The organism is Acinetobacter sp. KAM396 (assembly GCF_021602765.1).
Classification (GTDB): domain Bacteria; phylum Pseudomonadota; class Gammaproteobacteria; order Pseudomonadales; family Moraxellaceae; genus Acinetobacter; species Acinetobacter towneri_A.
The window spans coordinates 25,092-50,259 of sequence record NZ_BPPH01000017.1; the positions used below are offsets into that span (position 1 = coordinate 25,092).

The following is a 25,168-nucleotide window of genomic DNA, read 5'->3' on the forward strand; positions in this document are numbered from 1 at the left end:
TTACACAGCATCATAGCGCAATACAGTTATGCAAGGCATGCAAGAAAGTCACGTACAGCCGCAATCAAGTCCATTCAAAAGAATATTAAGTAGCCTAATTGGATTAATTTTAGTTTTGGATGGTGTCTATCTCATCAACTTAAAGAAAATTCATTTCGGCACCGTTTTACCTTTGTTAATAGGCACGATGCTGCTGTGTTATGCCATTTTCTATACTTGGATTCAAAGCCACTTAAAACAACATACACGCTTAGATTGGTTATGGAAATTCGGTTGGGGCATATTTTGGTTATGGTGCATCAGCCTATTGATCTTTTTTGCTTATATTCATTTCAGTACACAGCAGCAAAATACTGCAAGCAACAATGCCAAAGTGGTGATTGTACTCGGCAGTGGCATAGAAAATGGACAACCATCGCCCACGCTCGCCAAACGGCTAGATACCGCAGCAGCTTATGCCTTAGAACATCCACACAGTTATTTAATTGTCAGTGGTGGCCCCGCTTTTGCGGAACAACTCACTGAAGCGCAGGTGATGTCCAACTATTTACAACAACGCTATGCAATTGCAGCATCACGCATTATCTTAGAAACCCAAAGTACCAGTACGGCACTCAATTTAAAAAACAGTCAACCTTTGCTGCATCAAATCGGCACAGATAAAACCCAACCAATTACGATTGTCACGAGTGATTTTCATACCCTCCGTGCAGCAGCTATTGCTAAACGACAGGGATACACACAGTTCAGTATGTTGAGCGCATCAACACCGCTCTATAGCCGCTATAACGCGTGGTTACGCGAATATTTTGCTTATATCAGTGGTTGGCTGCTCAATGAGTATTGAAAAATAAAATCTAACATGCACATCGCTTAATTCAAACGAATTGAGCGTGGCAAAGGAATTTGCATCTCTTTAAAAAATTCAGGTTTTTGTATATACACCTGATACAAATAATTTTTTAGATCTAGCAATAACTTTTCAGGAGCAACCAATACATTCTGCCCTTCAGGGCTTAGATTCATAGAAACATTAGTGGCTTCCTGACGTAAAAACGGAATCACTTTTTCAATAAAATCTTTCAGTGAAATTTCTTCAACTTGATAATTGGCCCAATTGTCTTTGATTAACAGTTTAGCTAGACTTTTATTTTGCCATATTGCAAAAGCACGCTGCCCTGTAGGGGTAGCACAAAGCGCCCAACCATCTTCATACAATGCAAAAACATGCCCCTGAGAAACAATGGTTTCAATAAATTGCTTGTAAATATCTTGCACATTATAAATTTGCGGCGCTTGCTTAGATGCAGCTTTTCGTTGATAAGGATTTCTCATAAGTCACGGATATTAGTATTATTATAAATAAAAAAAATTCTAGGCGAATTTATTGCAATATGCAAGAAATATGAGATGAAGGTGTATGAAAAGATATGGTGGGCGCTGACGGGATCGAACCGCCGACATTCTGCTTGTAAGGCAGACGCTCTACCAACTGAGCTAAGCGCCCTGAAGAGAAAAATAACATTGTTATTTTACGTTGCAAAACAAGCGAAGTGCATAGTCTTGAACTTTGAAACTCACTTTTCATATCAGGGAATGAAAAATGGCGCAGCGGACGGGGCTCGAACCCGCGACCCCCGGCGTGACAGGCCGGTATTCTAACCAACTGAACTACCGCTGCAACGGTAATTGCATTAAGCAATTAAGGGCTTTTTTGTATGTATGTCAAGCATCTATACTAAAATATGGTGGGCGCTGACGGGATCGAACCGCCGACATTCTGCTTGTAAGGCAGACGCTCTACCAACTGAGCTAAGCGCCCTAAAAAGATCAAAACAGCATTTTGTTCTGATTTTGCAAAACTGTCAAATTTTGCATCATTTAAGTTTATATCTATCAGTAAACTTAAACTTCTCTTTTGAATGGCGCAGCGGACGGGGCTCGAACCCGCGACCCCCGGCGTGACAGGCCGGTATTCTAACCAACTGAACTACCGCTGCATCGCAAAAGAATCTGGTGGGCGCTGACGGGATCGAACCGCCGACATTCTGCTTGTAAGGCAGACGCTCTACCAACTGAGCTAAGCGCCCTCAAAAGAAATTTATGTAAATGGCGCAGCGGACGGGGCTCGAACCCGCGACCCCCGGCGTGACAGGCCGGTATTCTAACCAACTGAACTACCGCTGCACTTACACAAAGTCACTCTTGTGGTACAAACGATGGTTAAAGAATCTTAAGTGGCGCAGCGGACGGGGCTCGAACCCGCGACCCCCGGCGTGACAGGCCGGTATTCTAACCAACTGAACTACCGCTGCACGTAAGAATCTATAACGTAAAGGCTTGGTGGGCGCTGACGGGATCGAACCGCCGACATTCTGCTTGTAAGGCAGACGCTCTACCAACTGAGCTAAGCGCCCTTAACGTCTTTATCGTTTGTGAGGTGCATTATAGAGAATCTTTACCGCCTGTCAAACGCTTTTCGGCTTGTTTTCAGTTTTTTGTGATCGAGTGATTAAAAAATAGGTGATCCGCTATAAAAACAAACAAATTCTGCAGGTTATTTTAGTTTTCAAACAAAATTAATGTGCTTTTCAACTTGTTAGCGCTGCAATCTACCTGCTCAATCAGCCAGCTTTTAGGTAGTGATAGATGCAACATTATTCATCTAAATTCACCTCGCAAGCACCATCAACTAAGTAAACCTAAACTATTTAAATCCAGTTTGTGTTCAGAAATATAAACCAGCGCTTTTTCTGGTATCAGTTCAAACAATTCTAAAATATCTTGGTTACGCATCCGAATACAGCCATGCGATGCAGGAATGCCCATTGGTTCTGTGTCTGGTGTGCCATGTATATAGATATAACGCTGAAAAGTATCGCAGCCGATGCCCTGATTAAAACCCTCTTGCAGACCACTAAGCCATAAAATACGGCTTAAAATCCAGTCCCGTTCAGGAAATTGTTCGGCTAAATCTAAATTGTAAATTTCACCCGTAGGTTGACGCGCAATGAACACTGCATTTTCAGGTTCATTTTCACCAAATTTCAAAGCGACTTCATGCCAACCACGCGGTGTTTTACCACTATTTTCAGTTTCACCAATGCCATTCACCCCACTAGAAATGACATAAAATTTCTGATGCTTAGGCAAATATAAAGTTTGCTCGGACAAATCAATCAAAATATCTGCTTGTGTATATAAAAAAGTCATTGCGTTACCCTATTCTTCTTCTTTCTTAAGCGGCTGTGGTTCAGGACGTAACCACAACCAAATACACACCACCAACATGGTGGTATTGGTAAAAACTTTGACCGCAACAGGCGCAGTTGTAAACAGCATGAGTACGGCACTGATACTCATCATGATCGTTGCTAACCATTTGGCTTTACGCGGTACTGTGCCATTAGCACGCCAATCCCTGAGTGTACTGCCATATTTAGGATGATTCAGTAACCAGTTATCCATTTGCGGCCAACCACGTGATGATGCCCAAGCTGCTAAAATCAAGAAGACAGTAGTAGGCATACCTGGTAACAATGCACCAATAAAGCCAAGGATGACAAAGATCACCACTAAACCTCGCCATAACAAGCGTTGCATACTACTGTCCTAAACTTCGAATTGCGGTAGTATAAAGCGTTTTTTAATTTTCCGTTGTAATTCTGCATTTTTCAGCATGGATTCATAATGATTGAGTTGCATCAACCAGAGCTTCTGCCCGAAGTATGGCTGACCTACAAAACCCCGCTTATCCGTCAGTTGGCTTTTAGTGTGGCAAGTCCGAATATTTTAAGTGCTGTGCCTGAGCAATTGCCCATTCAACATACTTTTGAATTCCATTCAGATACTTTTTGGCAACACCATTATCACGCTTATCAATCACGTTTAGCCTATTTAGATTCACATCCCGAAGCGGTGTACGATTTTTTAAATCAACTGAAAAGTACCCGTTTAGGCTTACGCTTTGAAATGTTGATGTGGTTTTGGCTGCGTGATCGTGACTATCATCCCTTCGAATTATTGGGGCACAGTATTCAAATTATTGATGGTGCTAAAACTGTGGGTGAACTGGATTTTTTACTGCACAACCATGACACGCAGCAGGTTGAACACTGGGAAGTCGCATTAAAATACTACTTAGCCGAAGCGGATTGCTCTTTGGCACACTGGTATGGTTTAAACCGCTCCGATACTTTAGCGCGTAAACTGAATCACTTTAGTCAAAAGCAATTTCAATTTAAACAAGCTTTAGATGTATCAATTGAACGTCGCTTTGCCGTACTCAAAGGACAATTGTATTTCGCCACGTATCACTTGGCAGAATCATCTACAATACTTAGCCCACACTGGGTCAATAGCGCTCGTCGTTTAGGGCTTTGGGGGAGTGATATTCCGGCGCCAGCAGAACAGTTTTATCGCCTTCAACGGCATGAATGGATTTGCCAAAATGCTCAAGCCAGTAGCCTACCGAATCAATGGTGGACCGATGGTTTATATTTTCAGGCAGCACATTCACAATTTTATATGTACCGCGCTGCACCCTTGATTAGCTATCTTCCATTAACACGCTGAATAACAGTTTCAACATTTTATTACGCAAGCACCATAAAAGTTACCTATTTATTATTCTGATTATTTTCTATGCTTAAAAACACATCAAAATAATCTATCTAGCGCATATTGGAGATGAACATGAAAAAAATTTTAGCGACTTCACTGTTATTGACCTTTATTTTATCGGGTTGTAATACAATTAAAGGTGTGGGCGAAGACGTGTCTTCTGCAGGTCATGCGGTCAGTAATACTGCTGAAAAAACCCAACAAGAAATTCGCAAATAATTCTGAGTATTTCAGGAATATCTTCACAAAAACTACAAAAAACCTTGTTCTCGGACAAGGTTTTTTCACGCTAAAATTTCACTTTTGTTGCATTATTCCCCTATTATTAGCACTTACTCTTGATAAACGTCTGAAACTCTCATGACCTCTTCTGCTACTCTGGATTTAAGCCTTCAGCTTTTACGCCAACCGTCTGTCACTCCTGTTGATCACAACTGTCAAAACCTCATGGCAGAACGCTTAGAAAAAATTGGATTTAAGATTGAATCTATGCGTTTTGACGATGTAGATAACCTCTGGGCGCGTAAAGGTACAGAAGCACCTGTCTTTTGCTTTGCAGGTCATACAGATGTTGTACCGACAGGCAATTTAGACGCATGGAATACCGATCCATTTGTACCTGAAATTCGTGATGGCAAACTTTATGGTCGTGGCAGTGCCGACATGAAAACAGCATTGGCAGCCATGGTCGTTGCCTCTGAACGCTTTGTTGCTAAACATCCTGATCACAAAGGTTCAATTGCCTTTTTAATCACCTCAGATGAAGAAGGCCCATCCATTAACGGCACCGTAAAAGTCGTTGAAACTTTAGAAGCACGTCAGGAAAAAATGACTTGGTGTTTGGTCGGTGAACCTTCAAGTACGCATAAACTTGGCGATATTATTAAAAATGGGCGTCGTGGTTCACTGAATGGAGTCTTGACTGTAAAAGGTAAACAAGGTCATGTGGCTTATCCACACTTGGCAATTAACCCGATTCATACCGCGTCTAAAGCAATTGCAGAACTGTGTGAAACGGTATGGGATTATGGCAATGAATATTTCCCTGCCACCTCATTTCAAATTTCAAATATTCAAGCAGGGACAGGTGCAACCAATGTTGTCCCTGGCAACATGACCGTGACCTTTAACTTCCGTTATTCGACTGAAGTGACGGCAGATGAACTAAAAGCACGTGTGTTGCAAATTTTAGATCACCATCAAGTCGATTATGATATCGAGTGGACACTTTCAGGTTTGCCATTTTTAACCCCTGTGGGTGAATTGGTCAATGCTGCACGTCAGGCCATTCGCAATGTCACAGGTGTTGAAACAGAATTATCGACCAGTGGCGGCACTTCCGATGGTCGTTTCATTGCGCCAACAGGGGCGCAAGTGTTGGAGTTAGGCCTACTCAATGCCACCATTCACCAAGTTAACGAGCACGTTGATGTGGCTGATTTAGAACCCTTAGCGGAAATTTATGAGCAGATTTTAGAAGTGTTACTCACTTAAATCGAATAAGAGTTAGTTACAAAAAACAGAAAAGGAACTCTATTGAAGTTCCTTTTCTGTTTTACAACATAGAAAATTGCGGTTAAGCCGTTAATTTTTCTTGAATGTATTGCAAATTTGGTACATGAAAGACCTGCTCACCCATACGGACATATTGGAATACAGCAGGATCAGTCGTGTTTTGTTGGTCATCATCTACCACTTCAGAAATACGCAAGCGCAGTGTTTTAGGCATTTCATTGCACATCAAAGCAAAACGCTGCTCCATTTCATCGCCTTCAATCACCAGTGCCACGCCCATTTTTTTCTCTGGGTCATTGACCGCATAAACAGGCAATTGCGAGTCGTGCCATTCCACAGTTTTAACTTGAGTGGCATTATCTAGTGCGGATAACACAATATTTTGAGGTATCAGCATCGGGTGTTTACCATGACATTCAACAATATAAGCATCAATAAAACCCGTAGAAACGGTAATTAAATGGTGCAACTCTTGTTGACTAATTTGCCCAAGTAAATTAGGACCATTCGTCTGACTCATCGTTTACCCCTGACTGACTGCTAATAATTGTTCAATATTGGCAAGTAATTCTGCCTCTTGGAACGGTTTACCCATGTAGTGTGTCACACCTAAGCTAAACGCGCGCTCACGGTGTTTTTCACCTGTACGGGACGTAATCATGATGATTGGCAGGTTGCTATGCATATCGTGGTGGCGTACGAGGTTAGTTACCTCAAAACCATCCATACGTGGCATTTCAATATCCAGCAACATCAAGTCAGGTTTGACGTTTTCAAGCTGCTCCATGGCATCGATACCATCTTTGGCGGTCACGATGTCATAACCTTGACGCTCAAGCAGACGTGAAGTTACTTTACGTACGGTGACTGAGTCATCCACAATCATAATTAAGCGGCGTGTATCACGACGTTGGATATCACGTTGATCGCTGGCTTGTTTAGTTCGGTGCGTTGCAAGAATTTGACGGGCTATATTCTGACCATCCAAAATCAAACAAACTTGACCATCACCCAAAATGGTTGCGCCTGCAATTGCACCAATGCTTGAGAACTGTTGTCCAATTGGCTTCACAACAATTTGACCACGCGAACCAATCAACTGATCAACTAGTAAGGCAATACTTTGACCTGTACTGCCTTTAATTAACAGAACTGGTAGTGAATGACCCACATGGCTTAAACGCGGCAATGGCTGATTACCAACGAACTCAGATAAGTAACGTAACTTATAGTTCTGGTTATCAATTTGGAAGAAATCTTCATTGCTGTTGAAGTAAGATTCCAAGGTCGTTGGTGCTATACGTACAATACGGTCAATTTGCGCTAACGGTACAGCAAATTGTTGATCACCAACTTTTACCATTAAGGCATCAGATACCGCAACCGTGGTTGGTACGCGAATACTGAAGGTTGTACCTTGACCCAATGTTGAATCTACTGATACGTGACCACCAAGTGCCTTAATTTCACTTTGTACCACATCTAAGCCCACACCACGACCTGAAATTTGTGTAACCGATTTTGCTGTCGTAAAACCTGGGTGGAAAATGTATTGCAGAATTTCATTTTTATCTAAATTCTGATCAGCTTTGATTAAACCTAAGCTCAATGCTTTTTCTTTAATCTTGGCATCATCAATACCCTTACCATCATCCACAAAAGTCACCACAACATCTGTACCTTGGCGGGTGATGTTCAGTTCAATTTTACCAACCTCAGATTTATTAGCAGCAGCACGTTGCACAGGGTCTTCAATACCATGGTCTACCGCATTACGCAGCATGTGTTCAAAAGGTGTCACCAAACGTTCTAGAATAGTACGGTCTAATTCACCTTCAGTGTTATTAACCACCAATTCTGTCGGACGGTTCAAGGTCGATGAAGTCTGACGCACAATACGTTGTAAGCGTGGCAATAAACGCGAGAATGGTACAAGGCGTGTACGCATCAAGCTTTCTTGAATTTCGGCCTGAATACGTGATTGTTGTAATAACAAACCTTCGGCATCACGGATTTTGTCAGCCAATGTGCTCTTAAAGTCCACCAAGTCCGATGCAGATTCTGCCAGAGATTTAGACAACTGATTCAACGATGAATATTGGTCCATCTCTAATGGGTCAAAGTCTGCATAACGTGAGTTTTCAGAACCATGTTTGGCAATAATTTGCGATTCTAGCTCGCCTTCCATTCGACGTAACTGATCGGCAAGTCGTTTAATCGCCAATTCCATCTCATTCAACGTACCGCCCAGTTGCCCTAGCTCCATTTCAATACGTGAACGGTTAATCGAGTTCTCGCCTGACAAGTCAATCATCTTCTCGACTAAATCGGCCGAGATACGAATCATCTCATTGCTGTTATCTAGTTTTGTGGTTTCGCCCCACTCACCTGACATTGCAGGTGGTTCTGTACCATCACCCTGAACAAACTCATAACTACGGCTTGGTGATAACAAGTCGTTATGCGTTAACCGCTCAGGCAATTGTGCAGATACATCTACAAACTGCATCGCCGATAAGCTAGATTTTAAACTGTCATAATCAGTGTAATCTGCTTTGAAAATTGCATCACGCAACCATGCTAATGTGGTTTGCAGCAAGGCATCATAAACATTTGAGTTAAATTGATGCACTGCAAACTGTTCAAAGGCACTTTCAAGTTGATAGGCAATTTGCGCAACAGATTCAATTTCAGCCATACGTGCACCGCCTTTTAAGCTGTGCGCCGCACGTTGTAATTGAAGCAAGACACTACGGTCATTACGCTGCTCAAACCATTGTTTCAAGCGCTGATCTGCAGCATCCAAAATTTCTTCCGCTTCTTCTCGGAAAGTTTCAACCACAATTGAATGTAATTGCTCATCTTCAGATTCAGCATTTGCTTCAAGACTTGCCTCATCAGCAATAGCAATATCATCTTCAGCTAAATCTGCAGTCGTGTCTTGCAAGGCTTCTGCCGCCAACTCAGGCTGTGCATCAACCTCTTCTGCTTCGATCGTCTGTTCAGGCTGCGCTGTACTTATAGCACTTACGACTGACACATTTGCATCGCCTTGTGCCAAGCTGACAATGTTGCCTAAAATCGCAATTGACTCTGTCGCAGCATAGTCCACACGCTCATCGCGAATGGTCTGAATACGGTCTGCAATATCATCTTGCACCAAACGGATAATTTGAATTAACGCAGGTGAAACAACAATCTGGTTGTTAATGATACGCTCGTAAATCGACTCGAGGTTGTGTGCAATTAAACCAATATGCGTCGCAGAAATCATATTTGCGCCACCTTTCAAAGTGTGCAAATAACGCATTAAGTTGTTTAAAGCCGAAGTGTCGCTGGCGTCTTTTGACCAAGTATTGACATCTTCATCCATACCCACCAAAAGCTCTTCAGCTTCTTCCAAAAAGATATCCAGCAATTCAGGATCGAAGTCTTTATTGGCATCATCGGCATGCATGTTTTGTTGATCTGATGCAATACGTTGTGACAATTGCGCTAAATTCACCGTGCCCGAACTTTCGCTAGCAACTACAGCAGACGCCACATCAGGTTCTGCAACAACTGCTCTTTCTACAGCATTGTCGCTCACCGATGTTTCTGCATCTTCAAGTGCAATTGCATCAATGTCTTGCTGCACGAATGCAGTTAAGTCATTTAAGGTTTTCTGAATATCTTCAGTAACCGTAACACGCTGTCCCGCAGCCAAGGTATCAAATAAATGAATAAACTCTTGGTGCGCCTGTGCAAATAACTCATAACCATATTCAGAGTTAAGCAAAATTGGCTTAGCTAAAACACTGTCGTAAGCTGCTTTAAGTTCTTCAGTAAATTGATGGATACCCACTGATGCACGGTTATCAGTATGCTCTACCAATAATTGCGCTTGTGCGCTGAGTTCTTCTAAATAGCTTGGGAATTGCGCTTGCGCCAATTTATCAAATTCAAATTCAGCATCAAGTAAACGATCAATATTCAGTTCGATGAGTCTCGATACCAAACCTTGAGGATTAGAGTCTTCTGTATCGCTGGTGCTAAAGCCGTAGCTATCCCATGCTTTACTAAAAGTTGCATAGATAACATCTAAACCATCACAGTAACCTTGGCGAAGTACATGCAGATAATCACGGACAAATTCTGCGTATTGCACCAACAGCGCAGTTTCTTTAGAGGTGGATTCAATTTCATCTTGCACAAATGTTTTAAACAAGTTTTCAACTTTAGAACTGGCTTGAAAAACTTGATCAATTTGCGCCATAGACGAACTGCCGCGCAGTGTATGTAAAGCACGGATTAAGCCATTATAGTCTTGTGAGTGAATCTGATCTTGCGCCAAGAACTGATCAATGGTCGCTAAATGCTCTTCAGCTTCTTCCACAAAACTAGCCAGAGTTTCAGCCAATAGGCTCGCATCAGCAGCCGCTTCTTGTGCAACTTCTGTCTGAGACATTTCTTCAGCTGTCATTACATCTTCAGATGATTCAACTGCTGTTTCAACTGCAGCATCCGCCAACTCTAGTCCTGTCGGCATATCAGTTGCAGTCAGTTGATCCGCTAGAACTAGCAACTCTTCCAGTGCAGGTTCAGGAGTTTGGTTTTGCTGTAATTGTTGTCCTAAAAGCACCAATGGGCGTAAATCAAGATCAATTAAACCGACTTGTTTAAAAATTGGATAAAGCTTGTATTGATAAAGATTGAAAACAGTTTTTGCGTATTTTTGAATATCAGTATTGAGTGTTACCGTACCCGAAAGCACACGGTTTAAAGTATCTTCAACCGTCCATGCCAATTCGCCCGCAGACTTCGCACCCACCATGCGACCCGAGCCTTTTAAAGTGTGAAAGTGACGACGAATAGTCACTAAAGTTTCTTGATCTGTTGGGTTGGCAAACCAAGTTGTAAATAATGGATTTAATTCTTCGAAGATTTCTTCAATTTCTTCGACAAAAATTTCAAGAATTTCTGCATCTTGCTCAAGATAACTATCTTCAAGAAGCGTCATTGTTTCGACTAAATTTTTTAATATTTCTTTCATAGCTAAGGCTTCTTACGTTTTCAGCACCAAAAGGTACTTCAACTTAATTGTAACCATCCTGAATGCCCCTAACCCAAAAGTTAAGTTCATCTTTGCGATGCTTTATCTCTGAATGATGGTGTACCCATAACTGTGTATAGGTACACCTTTCCCCAAGCTGGAATCCCGCTTATTCAGGTAGTTTAAAGTCAGTTACAGATTCACGTAATGATTCTGCCATGTTGGCTAACTCAGATACCGAACGTGCAGTATCAAAAGTTGCACTGGTCGTTTGTGAGGTAATTTCCTGTACAACGTTCATCGTGGTTGCAATGTGACCAGCAGAAGCCGACTGAAGTTTTGCAGCATCCGAAATGTTAGAAATCAATTTCGCAAGGTTGCTCGATACCGTTTGAATTTCATCCAGTGCAACACCCGCATCCTTAGATAAGTTCGCACCACGTACAACTTCAGATGTGGTTTGTTCCATCGAAATTACGGCTTCGTTGGTATCGGTCTGAATGGTTTTTACCAGTGTCTCAATCTGCTTAGTTGCAGATGCTGAACGTTCCGCTAGACGCTGTACCTCGTCGGCTACGACTGCGAAACCTCGACCAGCTTCACCCGCCATAGATGCCTGAATTGCTGCGTTTAATGCCAAAATGTTAGTTTGGTCAGCAATATCATTAATTAAGGCAACAATGTTACCAATCTCTTGTGAAGATTCACCCAAACGCTTAATACGCTTTGAGGTTTCTTGAATCTGCTCACGAATAATATCCATACCTTCGATTGAACGGTTTACAACATCTGCACCATTCGATGCAATATGTACTGATCGTTCTGCTACCGCTGCTGATTCTTCGGCGTTGGCAGATACTTGGTCAATTGACATAGCCATTTCATTAATAGCGGCAGATGCACCTGCAATTTCTTGCGCCTGATGCTCAGATGCTTCTGCTAACTGGTTGGTAATGTTCTGTGTGGTTGCCGTATATTGTGCAACTTCGTGCGATGTTTCGTGAATACGAGATACTAGGTCACGTAATTGGTCAATCGCAAAGTTAATCGAGTCGGCAATAGCACCGGTGAAGTCTTCCGATACTGTTGCATAAGAACGCAGGTCACCATCCGCAAGGTCAGCAATCTCATCAAGTAAACGTAAAATCGCGTTTTGGTTACGGTCATATTCATCTTGTAGACGAACCACTCGAGCTTTATCGGCTTCACCACGTAAACTAAGTAACTTGAATACACAGAACAAGAATGCAAGTAATGCTGCAATCAATCCAATTGCAGGAATCGCAATCGACCAACCCGAACTGCCAGACAATTTATTTAAATTGGTTAAAAGTTTATCTGACTGGTCAAAAATAGAAGATGATGCCTGACGTACTTTTACAATTTGTGATGAGTTCTTTAAAACCGTTGCAGCCGCAGATTTCAATACATCTTCATATTCTGCTTGAATGCCTTCTAATGAACTACGTAAATCTTCTTGAGTAATACGCTGTACGCCCAGTTCTGCACTACCATTTAACTGCGCTGCTAAGTAAGCACCAAACGTTTCTGTATCGGCACTAAAGTCATCTGCAGATTCACGAGAACTGTCTGTACCTGTCAATACAGAACTGATTGAACGTAAAATACGCTCTGCAATGAACACTTGGTTCTTGGCAATAACCACTTGGCTACTTGGCATGTCTTGACGTGCCATTTGGTCAACCATCAAATTATATTCCGCCTGAATACCTGGAATGGTTTCACCAATTGCAATGCTCGTGTCATAAAGCTGGTTAATAATTTTTTGTTGTGAAGCAATCAAATCAATATTTTCAGAAATTGATTTCCACTGTGTTTCTACTTCGCGCAAGGTATCTGTATTTGCATGAATGTCTTTCACTGTTTCTAAATTAGCAGCAAAGGCTTTTTGTGAATCTGTTAAGTTTTTAATCGATTCAGGTGTACCTGATGCCGTGGCTTCAGTTGCTTGACGTGAAATGGTTTGTGATAACAGACGTAATTCACCCAAACTACGGGTAAAGTCGTTATTACGCGGCACACTATAAAAAAGGTATAGCAACAGGAAAAGCGATAAGAGGATACAAAAAGCTGCACCTAAAATAAGTGGCTTAGATTTTTCTGTTTCGCCAAATACACTCGCAAACTCTTCTGTTCGCGCCTGTAGTTTTGCAAAAAAACCTGGACCACTTGCTTTACGGACGGTTTCTTCGCCTGAATTTTTCTTTTTAAGTTTAAAGCCCATGCAGCTTCTCCCCGATTGACGCCTTCATTTTTAGGTGCGCGACAGTTAATTTATAAATTTTATAGATGCGTTCATGTATTTTGGGTTTTGCAATAAACGACTCAATAAGAAAACATGCCATTGTTGGTTATGTTGGTGAAAATACCCCTGACAATATTCTTGTAAATTACTATCTAAATCATTGTGTTTAGAAAAGAAACTTTTCTTATTAAAGTGCTGTATACCCAAAACTTGATCTACAACTAAACCGACATAATGGTCATTATGACTAATACACATTACCTTTTGAGTAGGTGAATATTGGCTACTTTGCCCAGAAACATAATGTGCCAAATCTGAAACTGAAAGTAATCTTCCTCGAATATTCGCTAGACCCACTACCCAAGGCTGGGTATTAGGTACTGGCGTGTATTTCGGTGGATAAATCACCTCAGAAACTTCTCCTAATGGAGCAACGAAATATTGCCCCATCATTTCAAAAGCAATACCAGACCAGCGGTTTACCTCATTTTCGGTACTTACGTAGTTTTTGTTTCCACGTTTAGATAGCCGAAGTAATTCAATAAAACCATTTGCAGCCATAACTTATCCTGCATTAAGGTGTTGATTAATCACATCAATTAATTGTTTTTCGTCAACAGGCTTAGTTAAGTAATCGCTTGCACCTTGGCGTTTTCCCCAAACACGATCGGTGGCCTGATCTTTGGTACTCACAATTACAATTGGAATATGTTTAGTAGTATCACCACGCGAAATTTGACGTGTTGCCTGAAAGCCGTTCACGCCTGGCATAACTACATCCATTAATATTAAATCTGGTAATTCAGCTTGGGCCATGGTCACGCCATCTGCCCCATTCGTTGCTTCAATGACATCAAACCCACGCTTGGTCAAGATTTCTCTAAAGCGGAATGTTTCTGTAGGTGAATCATCTACAATAAGAATACGAGCCATTATTTTCCCCAATAAATCTATCTAACTAACTAATAATTATGCTGTCACGTGGTTACGAATGGCGTTTAATAATTCATCTTTACTAAATGGTTTAGTCAGATACTCATCAGAACCCACAACACGTCCTTTAGCTTGATCAAATAAACCATCTTTACTAGATAGCATAATCACAGGAATGTTTTGGTAATTTTGCGAGTTTTTAATTAAGGCACACGTTTGGTAACCATCTAGGCGCGGCATCATAATATCTACGAACACAATATCAGGATTTGATTCTGCAATTTTGGATAAAGCTTCAAATCCATCTACTGCGGTAACCACTTCGCAACCTTCTCGTTGTAAGAGCGTTTCGGCTGTACGGCGAATGGTTTTTGAATCATCAATCACCATGACTTTTAGATTTTGGAATTTATCGTCCATTCAATGACCCTTCCCATTTTGTTTGTACAAGCAACTGAGTAGAAATTTTTACACATTGATCGTATTTTTAACATATCTTTACTTGTAGTTTCAATGAACATATTTAGCTCGAAGCTACACTTTTACACCATTATCACCAAATCACTCACACTTTCTGGTGACCATCGATATTTTTTTATCGGTTGTGTTTTTTTAATTTCTAATTTTGATCTAATATAACACTATATATTACGTTTAATTTAAGTAATTTAGTCAACTTTCATTTGGGGGACAACGTGAGCACTTATTTTGCACAATTACTCGCTGTCAAATTAAAACAAAACAAAAAGTCGTTCAAAATGGCGATGCTAGCGTTGCTTCTGTTTCCCTCTGCTCAATTGATGGCTGAAACTCAAAATAAAGCAGTATGGTATCGTTATTATGATCAAAAAGGCGTAGCCAATATTAGCAGCAATGTGACCCCCAATCATATCCGCTATGGCTATGAGGCTTTGGATCGGAACATGCAAGTGATTCAGCGTGCTCGTCCCTATAATACTGAAACCGATATTAAAAAAGCACCACAACGTGCTGCTCAAGCACGTCAGAGTGAGTCGGACCAGCGTCTAAAAAAAGCCTATACCAACAGTCAAACTGCCACCATTAAGAGAAATAACACTTTAGCGCACATTAAAAAGCAAATTAGCTTTCAACAAGAACAACTCAAGCAACTCCAAACTGACCGTATTAGTTTTAAACGTCAGGAAATGGAGTATTTACGTAAAGTTAAGCCTGTACCACTACAACTGAAAACCAATTTAGACAATAACTTAAAAAATATTGAATTAAAAAAAGACATGATTCAATCTTTACAAACAAGCTATCGAAATACCCAAGCAGAATACGACAGAATTATTCAACGCCTCAAAGCCCTAGAATAGGGCTGGCTTTTTTTGCGTTGTCATTTTGACATTAAAATAAGGACAAATATGCATGCACATTGCACAGCGTATCTCATTCATTTTTAATCAACAACCTTTGCCACTTCTTCGGATCAGTACACTTGGGTTATGTGTATTTCTTTCTGCCTGCCAAAAAAATGAAACAGAAAATGTTGCTCCCACACCAGAAAAAATAGAATTAATTCAACAAGATTTAGTGACACCCCAACAAGGCAGTGCCATTAGTAAAACTGCCTTTACAGGCACAGTACGTGCAGTCAATCAAAGCAGTATTCAAGCACAGGTGACTGCCACAGCAACTTCAGTCTATGTCAAAGTGGGCGATAGCGTACAACGTGGTCAAACCTTGCTACGCTTGAATAATCAGGATAATGCTGCACGTTTGGCTCAAGCTCGCGCCAATTTAGCTGCAACGCAAGCACAAGCCAACCAAGCTCGCAACATGATGCAACGAAAAAAGCGTTTGCTCGATCAGGGTTTTATTTCGCAAGTGGAATATGAGCAAAGTCAGCTAGATTACCGTGCACAAATGGAAAGTGTACGCGCGCAACAAGCCAATGTTGATATCGCTTTAAAAGCCGATCAAGATGGCACAATTACCAGCCCTATTCATGGCATCATTACAGAACGTCAAGTTGAGCCTGGGCAAACTGTGGCTGCAGGACAAACCTTATTTGAAATCGTCGATCCGAAGCAATTAGAAATTCAAGCAAAATTACCAAGCGAATTACAAGCCGCACTCAAAATTGGTCAAAAAATTGAATATCAACTTCAAGGCCAAGCAAACATATTTAATGCACAAATTAGTCGCGTTTCCCCTGTAGCAGATTTAGCCAGTCGTCAAATTGAGTTTTTTGCGACCCCGCTTGAGCGTCTTCCTTCTTTAAGTATTGGGGCATTTGTGGATGGTCATATTTTAGCGAAAAGCACTATTTCAGGGCAAATCATCCCACTCAATACCATTCACGATATCCAAAACAAACCTTATGTTTGGGTGATTCGAGATCAAAAAATTGCCCGCGTGGATATCACAGTTTTAGAACAGCGCTATAGTGACAATACTGCTGTGATTCAAGGCTTACAGAGCAGTGATCTAGTCAGTCGAGTGGTGTTCAACCCCGATCAAATTCAGCAGCAGGTGATCATTCAAAATAACCCTCAATAAATTGAATTTCATCTCAATGCAGTAGTGCAGATGTCCAATAAATAAAAAATCAGGATCGTTGTTATGTGGTTTACCCGAGTTAGCGTCAAGTATCCCGTTTTTACCATCATGATGATGTTTTGTCTAATGGTGCTTGGCTTGGCTTCATGGCAACGTATGGGCGTGGAAGAATTTCCTGACGTCGATTTTCCGTTTGTAGTGGTTTATACCAGTTATCCGGGTGCATCACCTGAAACAGTTGAATCTGAAATCACCAAGAAAATGGAAGATCAGATCAACACCATTTCTGGACTCAAACAACTGGTTTCACAATCCAGTGAAGGGTTATCTACCATTATAGCCGAATTTAATTTAGATGTTCCTTCGGCAGTGGCAGCACAAGATGTACGCGATAAAATTTCGTCTGTCAGTGCAGGCTTTCGAGATGAAATTCAAGACCCTGTGGTGGAGCGCTACGACCCCACTGCTAATGCGGTTCTGTCGATTGTCTTTGAATCCTCACAAATGTCCTTGCGGGATTTAAGTTCCTATTTAGATCAACAGGTTGTGCCACAACTGCGCACTGTGTCTGGCGTCGGAACTGTCAATTTATTGGGGGATGCACAGCGACAAATTCGAATTGAGGTCGATCCACAAAAATTAATGAGTTTTGGCTTAGGTGTGGATCAGGTGATCAATACCCTCAAAGCTGAAAATATTGAAGTTCCAGGCGGTACACTCAAACAAGCCAATAGTGAATTGGTGGTCGAAATTCAATCCAAAGTCATTCACCCTCTGGCTTTTGGCGATTTAATTATTGCCAATAAAAATGGTGCGCCAATCTTTTTAAAACAAGTGGCTACAATTCAAGACAGTCAAGCAGAGCTGGAAACCAGTGCGTTTCTAAATGGGCAAACTGCGATTGCTGTCGATATCTTGCGTAGCTCAGACTCTAATATCATTGAAGTGGTCGATAACACCTACAAAACCTTGGAACGTATTCAAACCCAACTGCCTGCAGGCATGACTGCAAAAGTCGTGGCGGATTCTTCTAAAGGGATTCGAGGCAGTATCCGTGATGTAGCGCGCACCATTATTGAGGGTGCGATTCTAGCCGTCCTGATTGTACTATTGTTTCTCGGTTCATTCCGTTCTACCGCCATTACAGGATTGACCCTGCCCATCGCCCTACTCGGTACACTCACCTTTATTTGGGCATTTGGCTTTACCATCAACATGATGACCTTACTGGCGCTCTCGCTCAGTATTGGCTTATTGATTGATGATGCAATTGTGGTTCGTGAAAATATCGTGCGTCATGCCGATATGGGCAAAGACCATGTCACTGCTGCTTTGGATGGCACCAAAGAAATTGGCTTGGCGGTTTTAGCCACCACGCTAACCATTGTTGCGGTATTTTTACCTGTAGCATTTATGGGCGGGATTATCGGACGTTTTTTCTATCAATTTGGTGTAACCGTCAGTACTGCCGTACTGATTTCCATGTTTGTCAGTTTTACCCTAGACCCAATGCTGTCTGCACATTGGGCAGAAAAACCCAATCCCAATAAACAACCTGGACGGGTAAAACACTTCTTAAACTGGATTTCCAACAAACTCGACAATTTAAGTCATCATTATGAAAAACTTTTAAAATTAGCGCTACGATTTCGTGTTAGTACCTTATTGATTGCCGTAGCTTCATTATTTGCCGCACTCGGATTATCTAAACTGATTGGTACAGAATTTGTACCTGTACCTGACAAAGGTGAAATTCGGATTAAATTTGAAACACCTGTGGATGCCTCACTTGAATATTCACAAACAAAATTAAAACAAGTAGATCAAATCATTCGTCAACACCCTGAAGTTCGTGCAACTTACGCAGCCATTAACAGCGTGACAGATCGCGGGAAAAATCATATTAATTTACGTGTAACTGTCAGCCCACGTCATGAACGTGAACAAACATTGACAGAACTCAATAACGAATTCCGCCAGCGTCTACAAAGTATTGCAGGCATCACCATCACCTCTGTCGCATCTGCCGATGAAACAGTTTCGGGGGGGCAAAAACCTGTGATGGTGTCCATTAAAGGTCCTGATTTAGCAGAGTTACAAAAAATTTCTGACCGCTTTATGAAAGAAATTGCTCAGGTGGAGGGTATTGTCGATTTAGAAAGCTCGCTAAAAGCCCCTAAACCTACATTAGGTGTTCATATAAACCGCGTGCTTGCTAGCGATTTGGGGCTATCGGTGAATCAAATTGCCAATATTATCCGACCACTCATTGCAGGGGATGATGTCACTACATGGCAAGATGAACATGGCGAAACCTACGATGTTAATGTTCGCCTTACAGAAAACCGTCGTAGCTTGCCGAGCGATGTGCAAAATATGTATTTAACTTCACAAAAAACTGATGCCAATGGACAAAATATTTTAGTACCTTTAGCGAGTGTGGCAAAGTTTGAGGAAAGTTTAGGTGCAGCACAAATCAACCGCCGTGATTTAGCCCGTGAAGTTTTGGTCGAAGCAAACACCGCAGGACGTCCTGCAGGTGACATTGGTGCCGACATTCAAAAAATTCAGGACAATTATAAATTACCTGTAGGTTATAGCTTCGATACACAAGGTGCCAATGCTGACATGGCTGAATCTGCAGGTTATGCGCTGACTGCAATTACCCTATCTATTGTGTTTATTTATATCGTTTTAGGTTCACAATTCAACAGTTTCATTCACCCTGCAGCGATTATGGCTTCTCTGCCTTTATCACTGATTGGGGTATTCTTGGCACTGTTTATTTTTAACTCGACCATGAACCTGTTTTCTATTATCGGTATTATTATGCTGATGGGGTTGGTCACCAAAAATGCGATTTTACTGATTGATTTTATTAAAAAATCCATGGATCAGGGCGAATCACGTTATGATGCAATTATTACTGCAGGGAAAACCCGTTTACGCCCTATTTTAATGACCACCAGTGCAATGGTGATGGGAATGGTGCCACTCGCACTTGGCTTGGGTGAAGGCGGTGAACAAAGTGCACCAATGGCACATGCAGTCATTGGCGGAGTGATGACATCTACCCTGCTCACCTTGGTGGTCGTACCTGTTATTTTCACCTACTTAGATGATTTTAAAAATTTTATGTTACGTCAAACACGTAAACTGATCTCTTAAAGTCTCACACAAATTCACACAATCGTCGGTCTAAATTTAACGCAAGTTTAGCCCGATTTTTATTGTATAATCTGGCTTTTAAAAAATTCCATTTAACGCTTCATTTTTTAGGACAGTTTCCATGCGCGCGAGTCGCTTTTTATTTGCTACGTTAAGAGAAACCCCAAACGATGCCGAGGTGATTTCTCACCAGCTGATGTTACGTGCGGGTATGATTCGTAAATTGGCTTCAGGTTTATATACTTGGCTGCCAATGGGTGTACGTGTGCTAAATAAAGTTGAAGCTATTGTTCGCGAAGAAATGAACCGCGCAGGCGCATTAGAAACATTTATGCCTGTCACTCAGCCGGCTTCACTTTGGGAAGAATCAGGGCGTTATGTGCAATATGGTCCTGAATTACTGCGCTTCAAAGACCGCCACGACAATCCTTTTGTACTTGGTCCAACACATGAAGAAGTCATTACTGATTTGGCACGTAATGAATTAAAAAGCTATAAGCAATTGCCAATTAACTTCTATCAAATTCAAACTAAATTCCGTGACGAAATTCGACCACGTTTTGGGGTAATGCGTTCACGCGAATTTATTATGAAAGATGCTTATTCTTTCCATACCAATCAAGCCTCCCTACAAGAAACCTATGATGTCATGTACGACACATACTGTCGTATTTTCTCACGCTTAGGTTTAGACTTCCGCCCAGTACAAGCAGATACAGGTTCTATTGGTGGTTCTGGTTCACATGAATTCCACGTTCTAGCTTCAAGTGGTGAAGATGATATCGCCTTCTCTACAGAATCTGATTATGCAGCCAATATTGAAATGGCTGAAGCCATTTTGGTGGGCAAACGTGCTGCTGCAACGCAAGAACTCAACATTGTAGATACACCAAACCAAAAAACCATTGCGGAAGTTTCTGCATTTTTAGGCACAAATAGCAACCAATCAGTCAAAGCGCTTTTGGTTCAAGGTGTTGCTGATGAGTCAGGTCAAGTGCCTGTGATTGCATTATTCTTGCGTGGTGACCATGAACTCAACGAAATTAAAGCAGAAAAGCATTCACAAATTGCTGCACCACTTACTTTTGCAACCGATGCACAAATTGCAGCGTTAGGTTTAACTGCTGGCTTTGTGGGTCCACAAGGTTTGGTCGAAAAAGGCATAACTGTGATTGTAGACCGTGCTGCATCGGTATTGTCTGACTTCGTTGCAGGTGCAAACCAAGTTGATCAACACGCAACAGGTGTAAACTGGGAGCGCGATGCACAATATACTGAAGTTTATGATTTACGTAATGTCGTTGAGGGCGATCCATCTCCCGATGGGAAAGGAACTCTGCAAATTAAACGCGGTATTGAAGTCGGTCATATCTTCCAGCTTGGTACTAAATACTCAGAAGCGTTGGGCTGCAAAGTATTAGGTGAAGATGGCAAACCGTTTACTGTTACCATGGGATGCTATGGGATTGGTGTTACCCGTGTGGTTGCCTCTGCCATTGAACAGAACTTTGATGATAAAGGAATTATTTGGCCTGCAGCCATCGCACCATTTGAAATTGCGATTGTGCCAATGAACGCACATAAATCACCACGTACATTAGAAGCAGCAGAAGCACTTTATGCTGAACTTCAAGCCGCAGGTTATGATGTATTACTGGATGATCGTAATGAACGTCCAGGGGTGAAATTCTCTGATCTTGAGCTTACAGGTATTCCGCACCGTATTGTGATTGGTGAGAAAGGTTTAGATGCAGGTACTTTTGAATATAAAGGTCGTCGTGATGCTGAATCTAGCAACCTAACGAAAGAAGAATTACTCATCAAAATTGCTAAATAAGGTTAAACACTAAACATAAAAAAAATCCCGCACAAGTTGCGGGATTTTTTCATTTGGGATTAACAGAATTTCATACCACCATAACAGTTAGGGGTAACGTTTTGGTTATTTAAAAGCTTATCCTTTAATGTAATCGTAGCTGGATTTCCTGTTGCATAATTCGTAAATTGACCTACATTAATATTCAATTTTTTTTCAACAGCTACGCCAGCCAAAGAACCTAAAGCCTCAAAAGCACCAACATCAATTGGTTCGGATTTATTGAGCAAATAGTCACTAATCGCTGTAGCTACTTGTGGTAATACCGCAGAAATATCAACCTTATCTGTTGTTGCTAAATATCCCAGTTGTATAGGTTCTTTAAAAGACATCCACCACCCTTGTTGAGCAACATCACCCTGATCGGCTCCTTGCCAATGCACAGGTTTACTTTGCAGAGATAAATACCCTCCTGTGCCATTGAGTGGAATATTGTGAATCATATTCAAAGCTTGAACAAAAGTAATATCCATATTAAGTTCATCCAAACTCGAGCCTGCTGCCATTTTAAAGAATGAGTGTGTCCCAAGAGAACCAAATAATAAAGCAGGGAATTCTACATAAAGCTGGTCTTGAGAGAAATCAGGAGTTCCTTGAACACTACCCGGTAAACTCTTACCCGGCTCTGCAACAGCTAAAGGAATAGAAGGAATAGAAGAGCGAATACCACTCACTTTGGCAGCAGTCATACGTTGACCCGTAACCACCGTTTCTGGCATAGTAAAATCTACTTTCATAGAAGGAACTGTAATCCCTGTATGCCCTTCTGTTCTAACACCATTTGTAAATGGCTTACTATGAAACTGTCTTGTTTGCCCCAAAGCCTTTAAACGACCAGAAATAATTTCATCATCGGTCATACCAAATGTCGCTTGCTCAGTAAATGAATGACCTTGAGTTTGTGCCATTTTCATATAACCACTAAAACTTTTAATCCCGTCATTGGGGTTTTGTAGGTTATCTGTACCCAAAGTCAGTAGACCTAAAATTTCTTCAGCACCTAAGCGAAAACCAACCACTTCACGTGTTGACGCACTATTTCCACTAATCGCAAATTCAATAAATGGATTAGTAATTTGCGCACTAGTACCCGCACGTTCACCATTAAACTTTGGACTACCTGTTGAATCATAAGATTCATTCAAGCCACTTAATGCAATATTGGAAATATCAATATCACATCCCGCTTTACTACCAATCGCATTATTTACACCACCACAACCCAATTGTAGCGTTTTAATGTTGGCATTGAGCTCCATGAGTGCATCAACACTCAGCTTATAAAAGTTGAGCCCTTGTGATTGATCTGTCGCAGTCATCAGGTTCAAAAGTGCCTGACCTTGTACATGAGATAACTGATCATCATTTAAAGCCTGCATCGCTTGAGCAGAATTGAATGAAAAAGCTGTACTTAAAATAGATGCAACTAAAATTGTTTTTTTCATTTTATTTCTATCCTTTAGCGTGGCGTAATGCCGAATGTGCTGCGCATGGTTCCACCTGTAAGCGCGACAGATGCGATTTTCTGCATATTGCCATTGGTAGACATTGCAAAGTTTGTTTTAAAGGGTTGAGCAATATCATTTTTATAATTAAATTTAACTTGATTGTCTAAAGTGACCGTATCTGCACTGACGACTACTTTTCCTTTAACACCTATATGACCTTCCATTCGATTCAAGTTTATTGAAGAAGTTTGAACAGTTTCATTATTCACTTGATCTTCATTAATCAAACTAAAATAACTACCTAAATTCTTGGGATCTGCCTGTTCTGTGCTATCTAGACTTCTAAACTTAAAGTTCGCATCAAAAGACAAAAAGTTTGAGTTCGGATTAGTATCGGTTGGATCCATTCCAGGAATCACCAACAACTCACCATTTCCATCTAATTTAAAAGCGATTGTGGTCAACACATCATCTTTCTTAGAGAAATTATCATAAGGTATAAAGCCACCGCATTTAGTTGATCCTGTGACGCAGTTGTATTTTGAACCCGGTAGTTGTCCAATCGCTAACTCAGCTTTTGCTGCAACCAATAAATGATCTGCACGAATATAAATCCCTTCATCTTCATAACCAATCACACCATCGGACTGAATTAATGCATCAATATTTCTTAAACCAGCATAATAGTTGACAGCTTCACCAGCATGCAGGCTTTTTTGCCCATCAATTAAGATAATAGAAGTGGTACTTGGTAACCCAGTTTTTGAATCAAATGCCATAACCTTCGGTAGAAACAATAGCGTTATAACCAATTCCGGTTTTGTTCGTTCCATCATAAGGTGACAGATATTGTTTACCCGACAAAGCCACATTGGCATTTAAATTATAAATTGGAATCCCAATACCCCAAGAACCACCATCTCCTGTCAATTCATTTAAAGAGTTGTCAGAAATAATTCTAGCTTTGGCTGCAATAGACTGAAAGTCCATGCCACGAACAGCGATCAGTGAAAACTGGTCACCTTCAAGCTTACTCGATAGCAACTGGTTTAAAATAGGACTGGTTGCACCAATAGTATTTTTAATATTTTCATTGACTAAAAAATTGAGGTTTTTCGCTTGTACGGTATTAATATAAATATCGCCAAAATCGATAAAGGCATTTTTATTGTGTAAATTACCTTGTGCATCACGTGTGGTTAGCGGTCTTAAATTCGAAAATTCAACCGCATAACTGCCTTTTCCTGTGTGCCCAATTTCTAAAGTTGTTGGTAATTGCCCTGTGGCCAAACCTGTCGTATTTTGATTGGTAAAATCGGCAGATAAGCCTAAATGCAAACCACCTTGTCCCACCACAGTATCGTAGCCTGTAACTGCGGTATTTTTAGTTTCAATTACACCATTGACCTTATTCGAAACGTCAAAATTGGCAACATTTTTTTGATGCCCATTAAAAAACAATTTCGCATTGCTTACCGCACCTGATGCACCAAAGCGAATTAAATTTTTATCATCATAACGCAAGTCAATATTGACCCCAGGGTTAGTTGCATTTTGTCGGCTACTAGCAACATCACTTAAGTCTTTCACTCGTCCAAGATTCACAAAATGGTCAGTGGTGCCATTTTTAGTGGTAAAGACCAATCCCTCATCGGCATCAATGTACATATAGAGATGGATCCGTAAATTTGAACAACTCCTATAAGTGATATTCTGCTCCTCAAATGATGTTATAAACATCAATATATGGAGTATTTTATGGCACGTAGACCAAGAAGAAA

18 protein-coding genes, 8 tRNA genes and 1 pseudogene are annotated in these 25,168 nt (G+C 41.1%); 8 read left to right on the forward strand and 19 right to left on the reverse strand.

The features are described 5' to 3' along the window. Nucleotides 1–28 precede the first annotated feature (28 nt). Nucleotides 29–847: a YdcF family protein gene (locus L6C30_RS09600; protein WP_230245192.1), complete on the forward strand. Its 819-nt coding sequence runs from the start codon at nt 29–31 to the stop codon at nt 845–847. 26 nt (nt 848–873) lie between these two features. Here L6C30_RS09600 and L6C30_RS09605 read toward each other — a convergent pair whose 3' ends face one another. The 11 genes from L6C30_RS09605 to L6C30_RS09655 all read right to left on the reverse strand — a co-directional run bounded on the left by L6C30_RS09605 (nt 874) and on the right by L6C30_RS09655 (nt 3,603). Beyond that, entirely contained in the window at nt 874–1,335 is a 462-nt protein-coding gene (locus L6C30_RS09605; protein ID WP_019837487.1) for a DUF2750 domain-containing protein, read from the reverse strand. 96 nt (nt 1,336–1,431) lie between these two features. Next, nucleotides 1,432–1,507: transfer RNA gene (locus L6C30_RS09610), tRNA-Val, on the reverse strand. Nucleotides 1,508–1,604: 97 nt separating this feature from the next. Beyond that, a tRNA-Asp gene (locus tag L6C30_RS09615) sits at nt 1,605–1,681 on the reverse strand. A gap of 65 nt (nt 1,682–1,746) precedes the next feature. After that, nucleotides 1,747–1,822: transfer RNA gene (locus L6C30_RS09620), tRNA-Val, on the reverse strand. 101 nt (nt 1,823–1,923) lie between these two features. After that, nucleotides 1,924–2,000, reverse strand: a tRNA-Asp gene (locus tag L6C30_RS09625). Nucleotides 2,001–2,014: 14 nt separating this feature from the next. Beyond that, nucleotides 2,015–2,090, reverse strand: a tRNA-Val gene (locus L6C30_RS09630). Between the two features lie 20 nt (nt 2,091–2,110). Further along, nucleotides 2,111–2,187 (reverse strand) — tRNA-Asp (locus L6C30_RS09635). 51 nt (nt 2,188–2,238) lie between these two features. After that, nucleotides 2,239–2,315, reverse strand: a tRNA-Asp gene (locus L6C30_RS09640). A gap of 26 nt (nt 2,316–2,341) precedes the next feature. Beyond that, nucleotides 2,342–2,417, reverse strand: a tRNA-Val gene (locus tag L6C30_RS09645). Nucleotides 2,418–2,688: 271 nt separating this feature from the next. Next, nucleotides 2,689–3,213 (reverse strand): cell wall-recycling L,D-carboxypeptidase ElsL, encoded by a 525-nt coding sequence (elsL, locus tag L6C30_RS09650; protein ID WP_019837488.1) that lies wholly within the window; start codon nt 3,211–3,213, stop codon nt 2,689–2,691. Nucleotides 3,214–3,222: 9 nt separating this feature from the next. Beyond that, nucleotides 3,223–3,603, reverse strand: coding sequence for a YbaN family protein (locus L6C30_RS09655; protein WP_019837489.1), 381 nt, complete (start codon nt 3,601–3,603; stop codon nt 3,223–3,225). 87 nt (nt 3,604–3,690) lie between these two features. On the opposite strand from L6C30_RS09655, the gene L6C30_RS09660 reads away from it, so the two are divergent. The 3 genes from L6C30_RS09660 (at nt 3,691) to dapE (ending at nt 6,117) form a co-directional block, all read left to right on the forward strand. Beyond that, on the forward strand, nt 3,691–4,575 hold the full coding sequence (locus L6C30_RS09660) for a DUF1853 family protein (RefSeq protein WP_236163208.1): 885 nt from the start codon (nt 3,691–3,693) through the stop codon (nt 4,573–4,575). 120 nt (nt 4,576–4,695) lie between these two features. Next, complete coding sequence (locus L6C30_RS09665; protein ID WP_236163207.1) at nt 4,696–4,842, forward strand: entericidin A/B family lipoprotein; 147 nt, start codon at nt 4,696–4,698, stop codon at nt 4,840–4,842. A gap of 141 nt (nt 4,843–4,983) precedes the next feature. Then, nucleotides 4,984–6,117 carry a succinyl-diaminopimelate desuccinylase gene (gene dapE, locus L6C30_RS09670; protein WP_236163206.1) on the forward strand — a complete coding sequence of 378 codons (1,134 nt, stop codon included), beginning with the start codon at nt 4,984–4,986 and terminating at the stop codon, nt 6,115–6,117. 82 nt (nt 6,118–6,199) lie between these two features. Here the strand turns inward: dapE and L6C30_RS09675 are convergent, their stop codons facing one another. The 6 genes from L6C30_RS09675 to pilG form a co-directional block, all read right to left on the reverse strand. After that, nucleotides 6,200–6,658, reverse strand: coding sequence for a hypothetical protein (locus L6C30_RS09675; protein ID WP_236163205.1), 459 nt, complete (start codon nt 6,656–6,658; stop codon nt 6,200–6,202). Between the two features lie 3 nt (nt 6,659–6,661). Further along, nucleotides 6,662–11,170, reverse strand: coding sequence for an Hpt domain-containing protein (locus L6C30_RS09680; RefSeq protein ID WP_236163204.1), 4,509 nt, complete (start codon nt 11,168–11,170; stop codon nt 6,662–6,664). Between the two features lie 169 nt (nt 11,171–11,339). Beyond that, a complete protein-coding gene (locus L6C30_RS09685; RefSeq protein ID WP_236163203.1) occupies nt 11,340–13,415 on the reverse strand; it encodes a methyl-accepting chemotaxis protein in 2,076 nt (691 codons plus the stop codon). A gap of 45 nt (nt 13,416–13,460) precedes the next feature. After that, nucleotides 13,461–13,997, reverse strand: a complete 537-nt coding sequence (locus tag L6C30_RS09690) for a chemotaxis protein CheW (RefSeq protein WP_019837496.1) — start codon at nt 13,995–13,997, stop codon at nt 13,461–13,463. 3 nt (nt 13,998–14,000) lie between these two features. Next, complete coding sequence (locus tag L6C30_RS09695; RefSeq protein WP_019837497.1) at nt 14,001–14,369, reverse strand: PleD family two-component system response regulator; 369 nt, start codon at nt 14,367–14,369, stop codon at nt 14,001–14,003. A gap of 36 nt (nt 14,370–14,405) precedes the next feature. Further along, nucleotides 14,406–14,789 carry a twitching motility response regulator PilG gene (gene pilG / locus L6C30_RS09700; RefSeq protein ID WP_004975524.1) on the reverse strand — a complete coding sequence of 128 codons (384 nt, stop codon included), beginning with the start codon at nt 14,787–14,789 and terminating at the stop codon, nt 14,406–14,408. 338 nt (nt 14,790–15,127) lie between these two features. Between pilG and L6C30_RS09705 the strand changes: the two genes are divergently transcribed. From L6C30_RS09705 to L6C30_RS09720, 4 genes are all read left to right on the forward strand, one after another. Next, complete coding sequence (locus L6C30_RS09705; RefSeq protein ID WP_236163209.1) at nt 15,128–15,709, forward strand: hypothetical protein; 582 nt, start codon at nt 15,128–15,130, stop codon at nt 15,707–15,709. Nucleotides 15,710–15,761: 52 nt separating this feature from the next. Then, a complete protein-coding gene (locus L6C30_RS09710) occupies nt 15,762–16,895 on the forward strand; it encodes an efflux RND transporter periplasmic adaptor subunit (RefSeq protein WP_019837499.1) in 1,134 nt (377 codons plus the stop codon). 63 nt (nt 16,896–16,958) lie between these two features. Then, entirely contained in the window at nt 16,959–20,063 is a 3,105-nt protein-coding gene (locus L6C30_RS09715) for an efflux RND transporter permease subunit (RefSeq protein WP_236163202.1), read from the forward strand. Nucleotides 20,064–20,184: 121 nt separating this feature from the next. After that, entirely contained in the window at nt 20,185–21,900 is a 1,716-nt protein-coding gene (locus tag L6C30_RS09720) for a proline--tRNA ligase (protein ID WP_236163201.1), read from the forward strand. A 59-nt stretch (nt 21,901–21,959) separates the two neighbouring features. Here L6C30_RS09720 and L6C30_RS09725 read toward each other — a convergent pair whose 3' ends face one another. Both L6C30_RS09725 and L6C30_RS09730 read right to left on the reverse strand, forming a co-directional pair. Beyond that, nucleotides 21,960–23,384 (reverse strand): hypothetical protein, encoded by a 1,425-nt coding sequence (locus tag L6C30_RS09725; RefSeq protein ID WP_236163200.1) that lies wholly within the window; start codon nt 23,382–23,384, stop codon nt 21,960–21,962. 14 nt (nt 23,385–23,398) lie between these two features. Beyond that, nucleotides 23,399–25,058 (reverse strand): annotated as a pseudogene (locus L6C30_RS09730) (hypothetical protein); the annotation flags it as partial. Nucleotides 25,059–25,168: the final 110 nt, after the last annotated feature.

Coding starts and splice junctions, on each gene's coding strand:
- L6C30_RS09695 (WP_019837497.1), bottom strand. CDS start 14,369: ATGGCTCGTATTCTTATTGTAGATGATTCACCTACAGAAACATTCCGC.
- L6C30_RS09665 (WP_236163207.1), top strand. CDS start 4,696: ATGAAAAAAATTTTAGCGACTTCACTGTTATTGACCTTTATTTTATCG.
- L6C30_RS09715 (WP_236163202.1), top strand. CDS start 16,959: ATGTGGTTTACCCGAGTTAGCGTCAAGTATCCCGTTTTTACCATCATG.
- L6C30_RS09690 (WP_019837496.1), bottom strand. CDS start 13,997: ATGGCTGCAAATGGTTTTATTGAATTACTTCGGCTATCTAAACGTGGA.
- L6C30_RS09710 (WP_019837499.1), top strand. CDS start 15,762: ATGCACATTGCACAGCGTATCTCATTCATTTTTAATCAACAACCTTTG.
- pilG (WP_004975524.1), bottom strand. CDS start 14,789: ATGGACGATAAATTCCAAAATCTAAAAGTCATGGTGATTGATGATTCA.
- elsL (WP_019837488.1), bottom strand. CDS start 3,213: ATGACTTTTTTATATACACAAGCAGATATTTTGATTGATTTGTCCGAG.
- L6C30_RS09660 (WP_236163208.1), top strand. CDS start 3,691: ATGATTGAGTTGCATCAACCAGAGCTTCTGCCCGAAGTATGGCTGACC.
- L6C30_RS09655 (WP_019837489.1), bottom strand. CDS start 3,603: ATGCAACGCTTGTTATGGCGAGGTTTAGTGGTGATCTTTGTCATCCTT.
- L6C30_RS09725 (WP_236163200.1), bottom strand. CDS start 23,384: ATGAAAAAAACAATTTTAGTTGCATCTATTTTAAGTACAGCTTTTTCA.
- L6C30_RS09675 (WP_236163205.1), bottom strand. CDS start 6,658: ATGAGTCAGACGAATGGTCCTAATTTACTTGGGCAAATTAGTCAACAA.
- L6C30_RS09605 (WP_019837487.1), bottom strand. CDS start 1,335: ATGAGAAATCCTTATCAACGAAAAGCTGCATCTAAGCAAGCGCCGCAA.
- L6C30_RS09705 (WP_236163209.1), top strand. CDS start 15,128: ATGGCGATGCTAGCGTTGCTTCTGTTTCCCTCTGCTCAATTGATGGCT.
- L6C30_RS09720 (WP_236163201.1), top strand. CDS start 20,185: ATGCGCGCGAGTCGCTTTTTATTTGCTACGTTAAGAGAAACCCCAAAC.
- L6C30_RS09600 (WP_230245192.1), top strand. CDS start 29: ATGCAAGGCATGCAAGAAAGTCACGTACAGCCGCAATCAAGTCCATTC.
- L6C30_RS09685 (WP_236163203.1), bottom strand. CDS start 13,415: ATGGGCTTTAAACTTAAAAAGAAAAATTCAGGCGAAGAAACCGTCCGT.
- dapE (WP_236163206.1), top strand. CDS start 4,984: ATGACCTCTTCTGCTACTCTGGATTTAAGCCTTCAGCTTTTACGCCAA.
- L6C30_RS09680 (WP_236163204.1), bottom strand. CDS start 11,170: ATGAAAGAAATATTAAAAAATTTAGTCGAAACAATGACGCTTCTTGAA.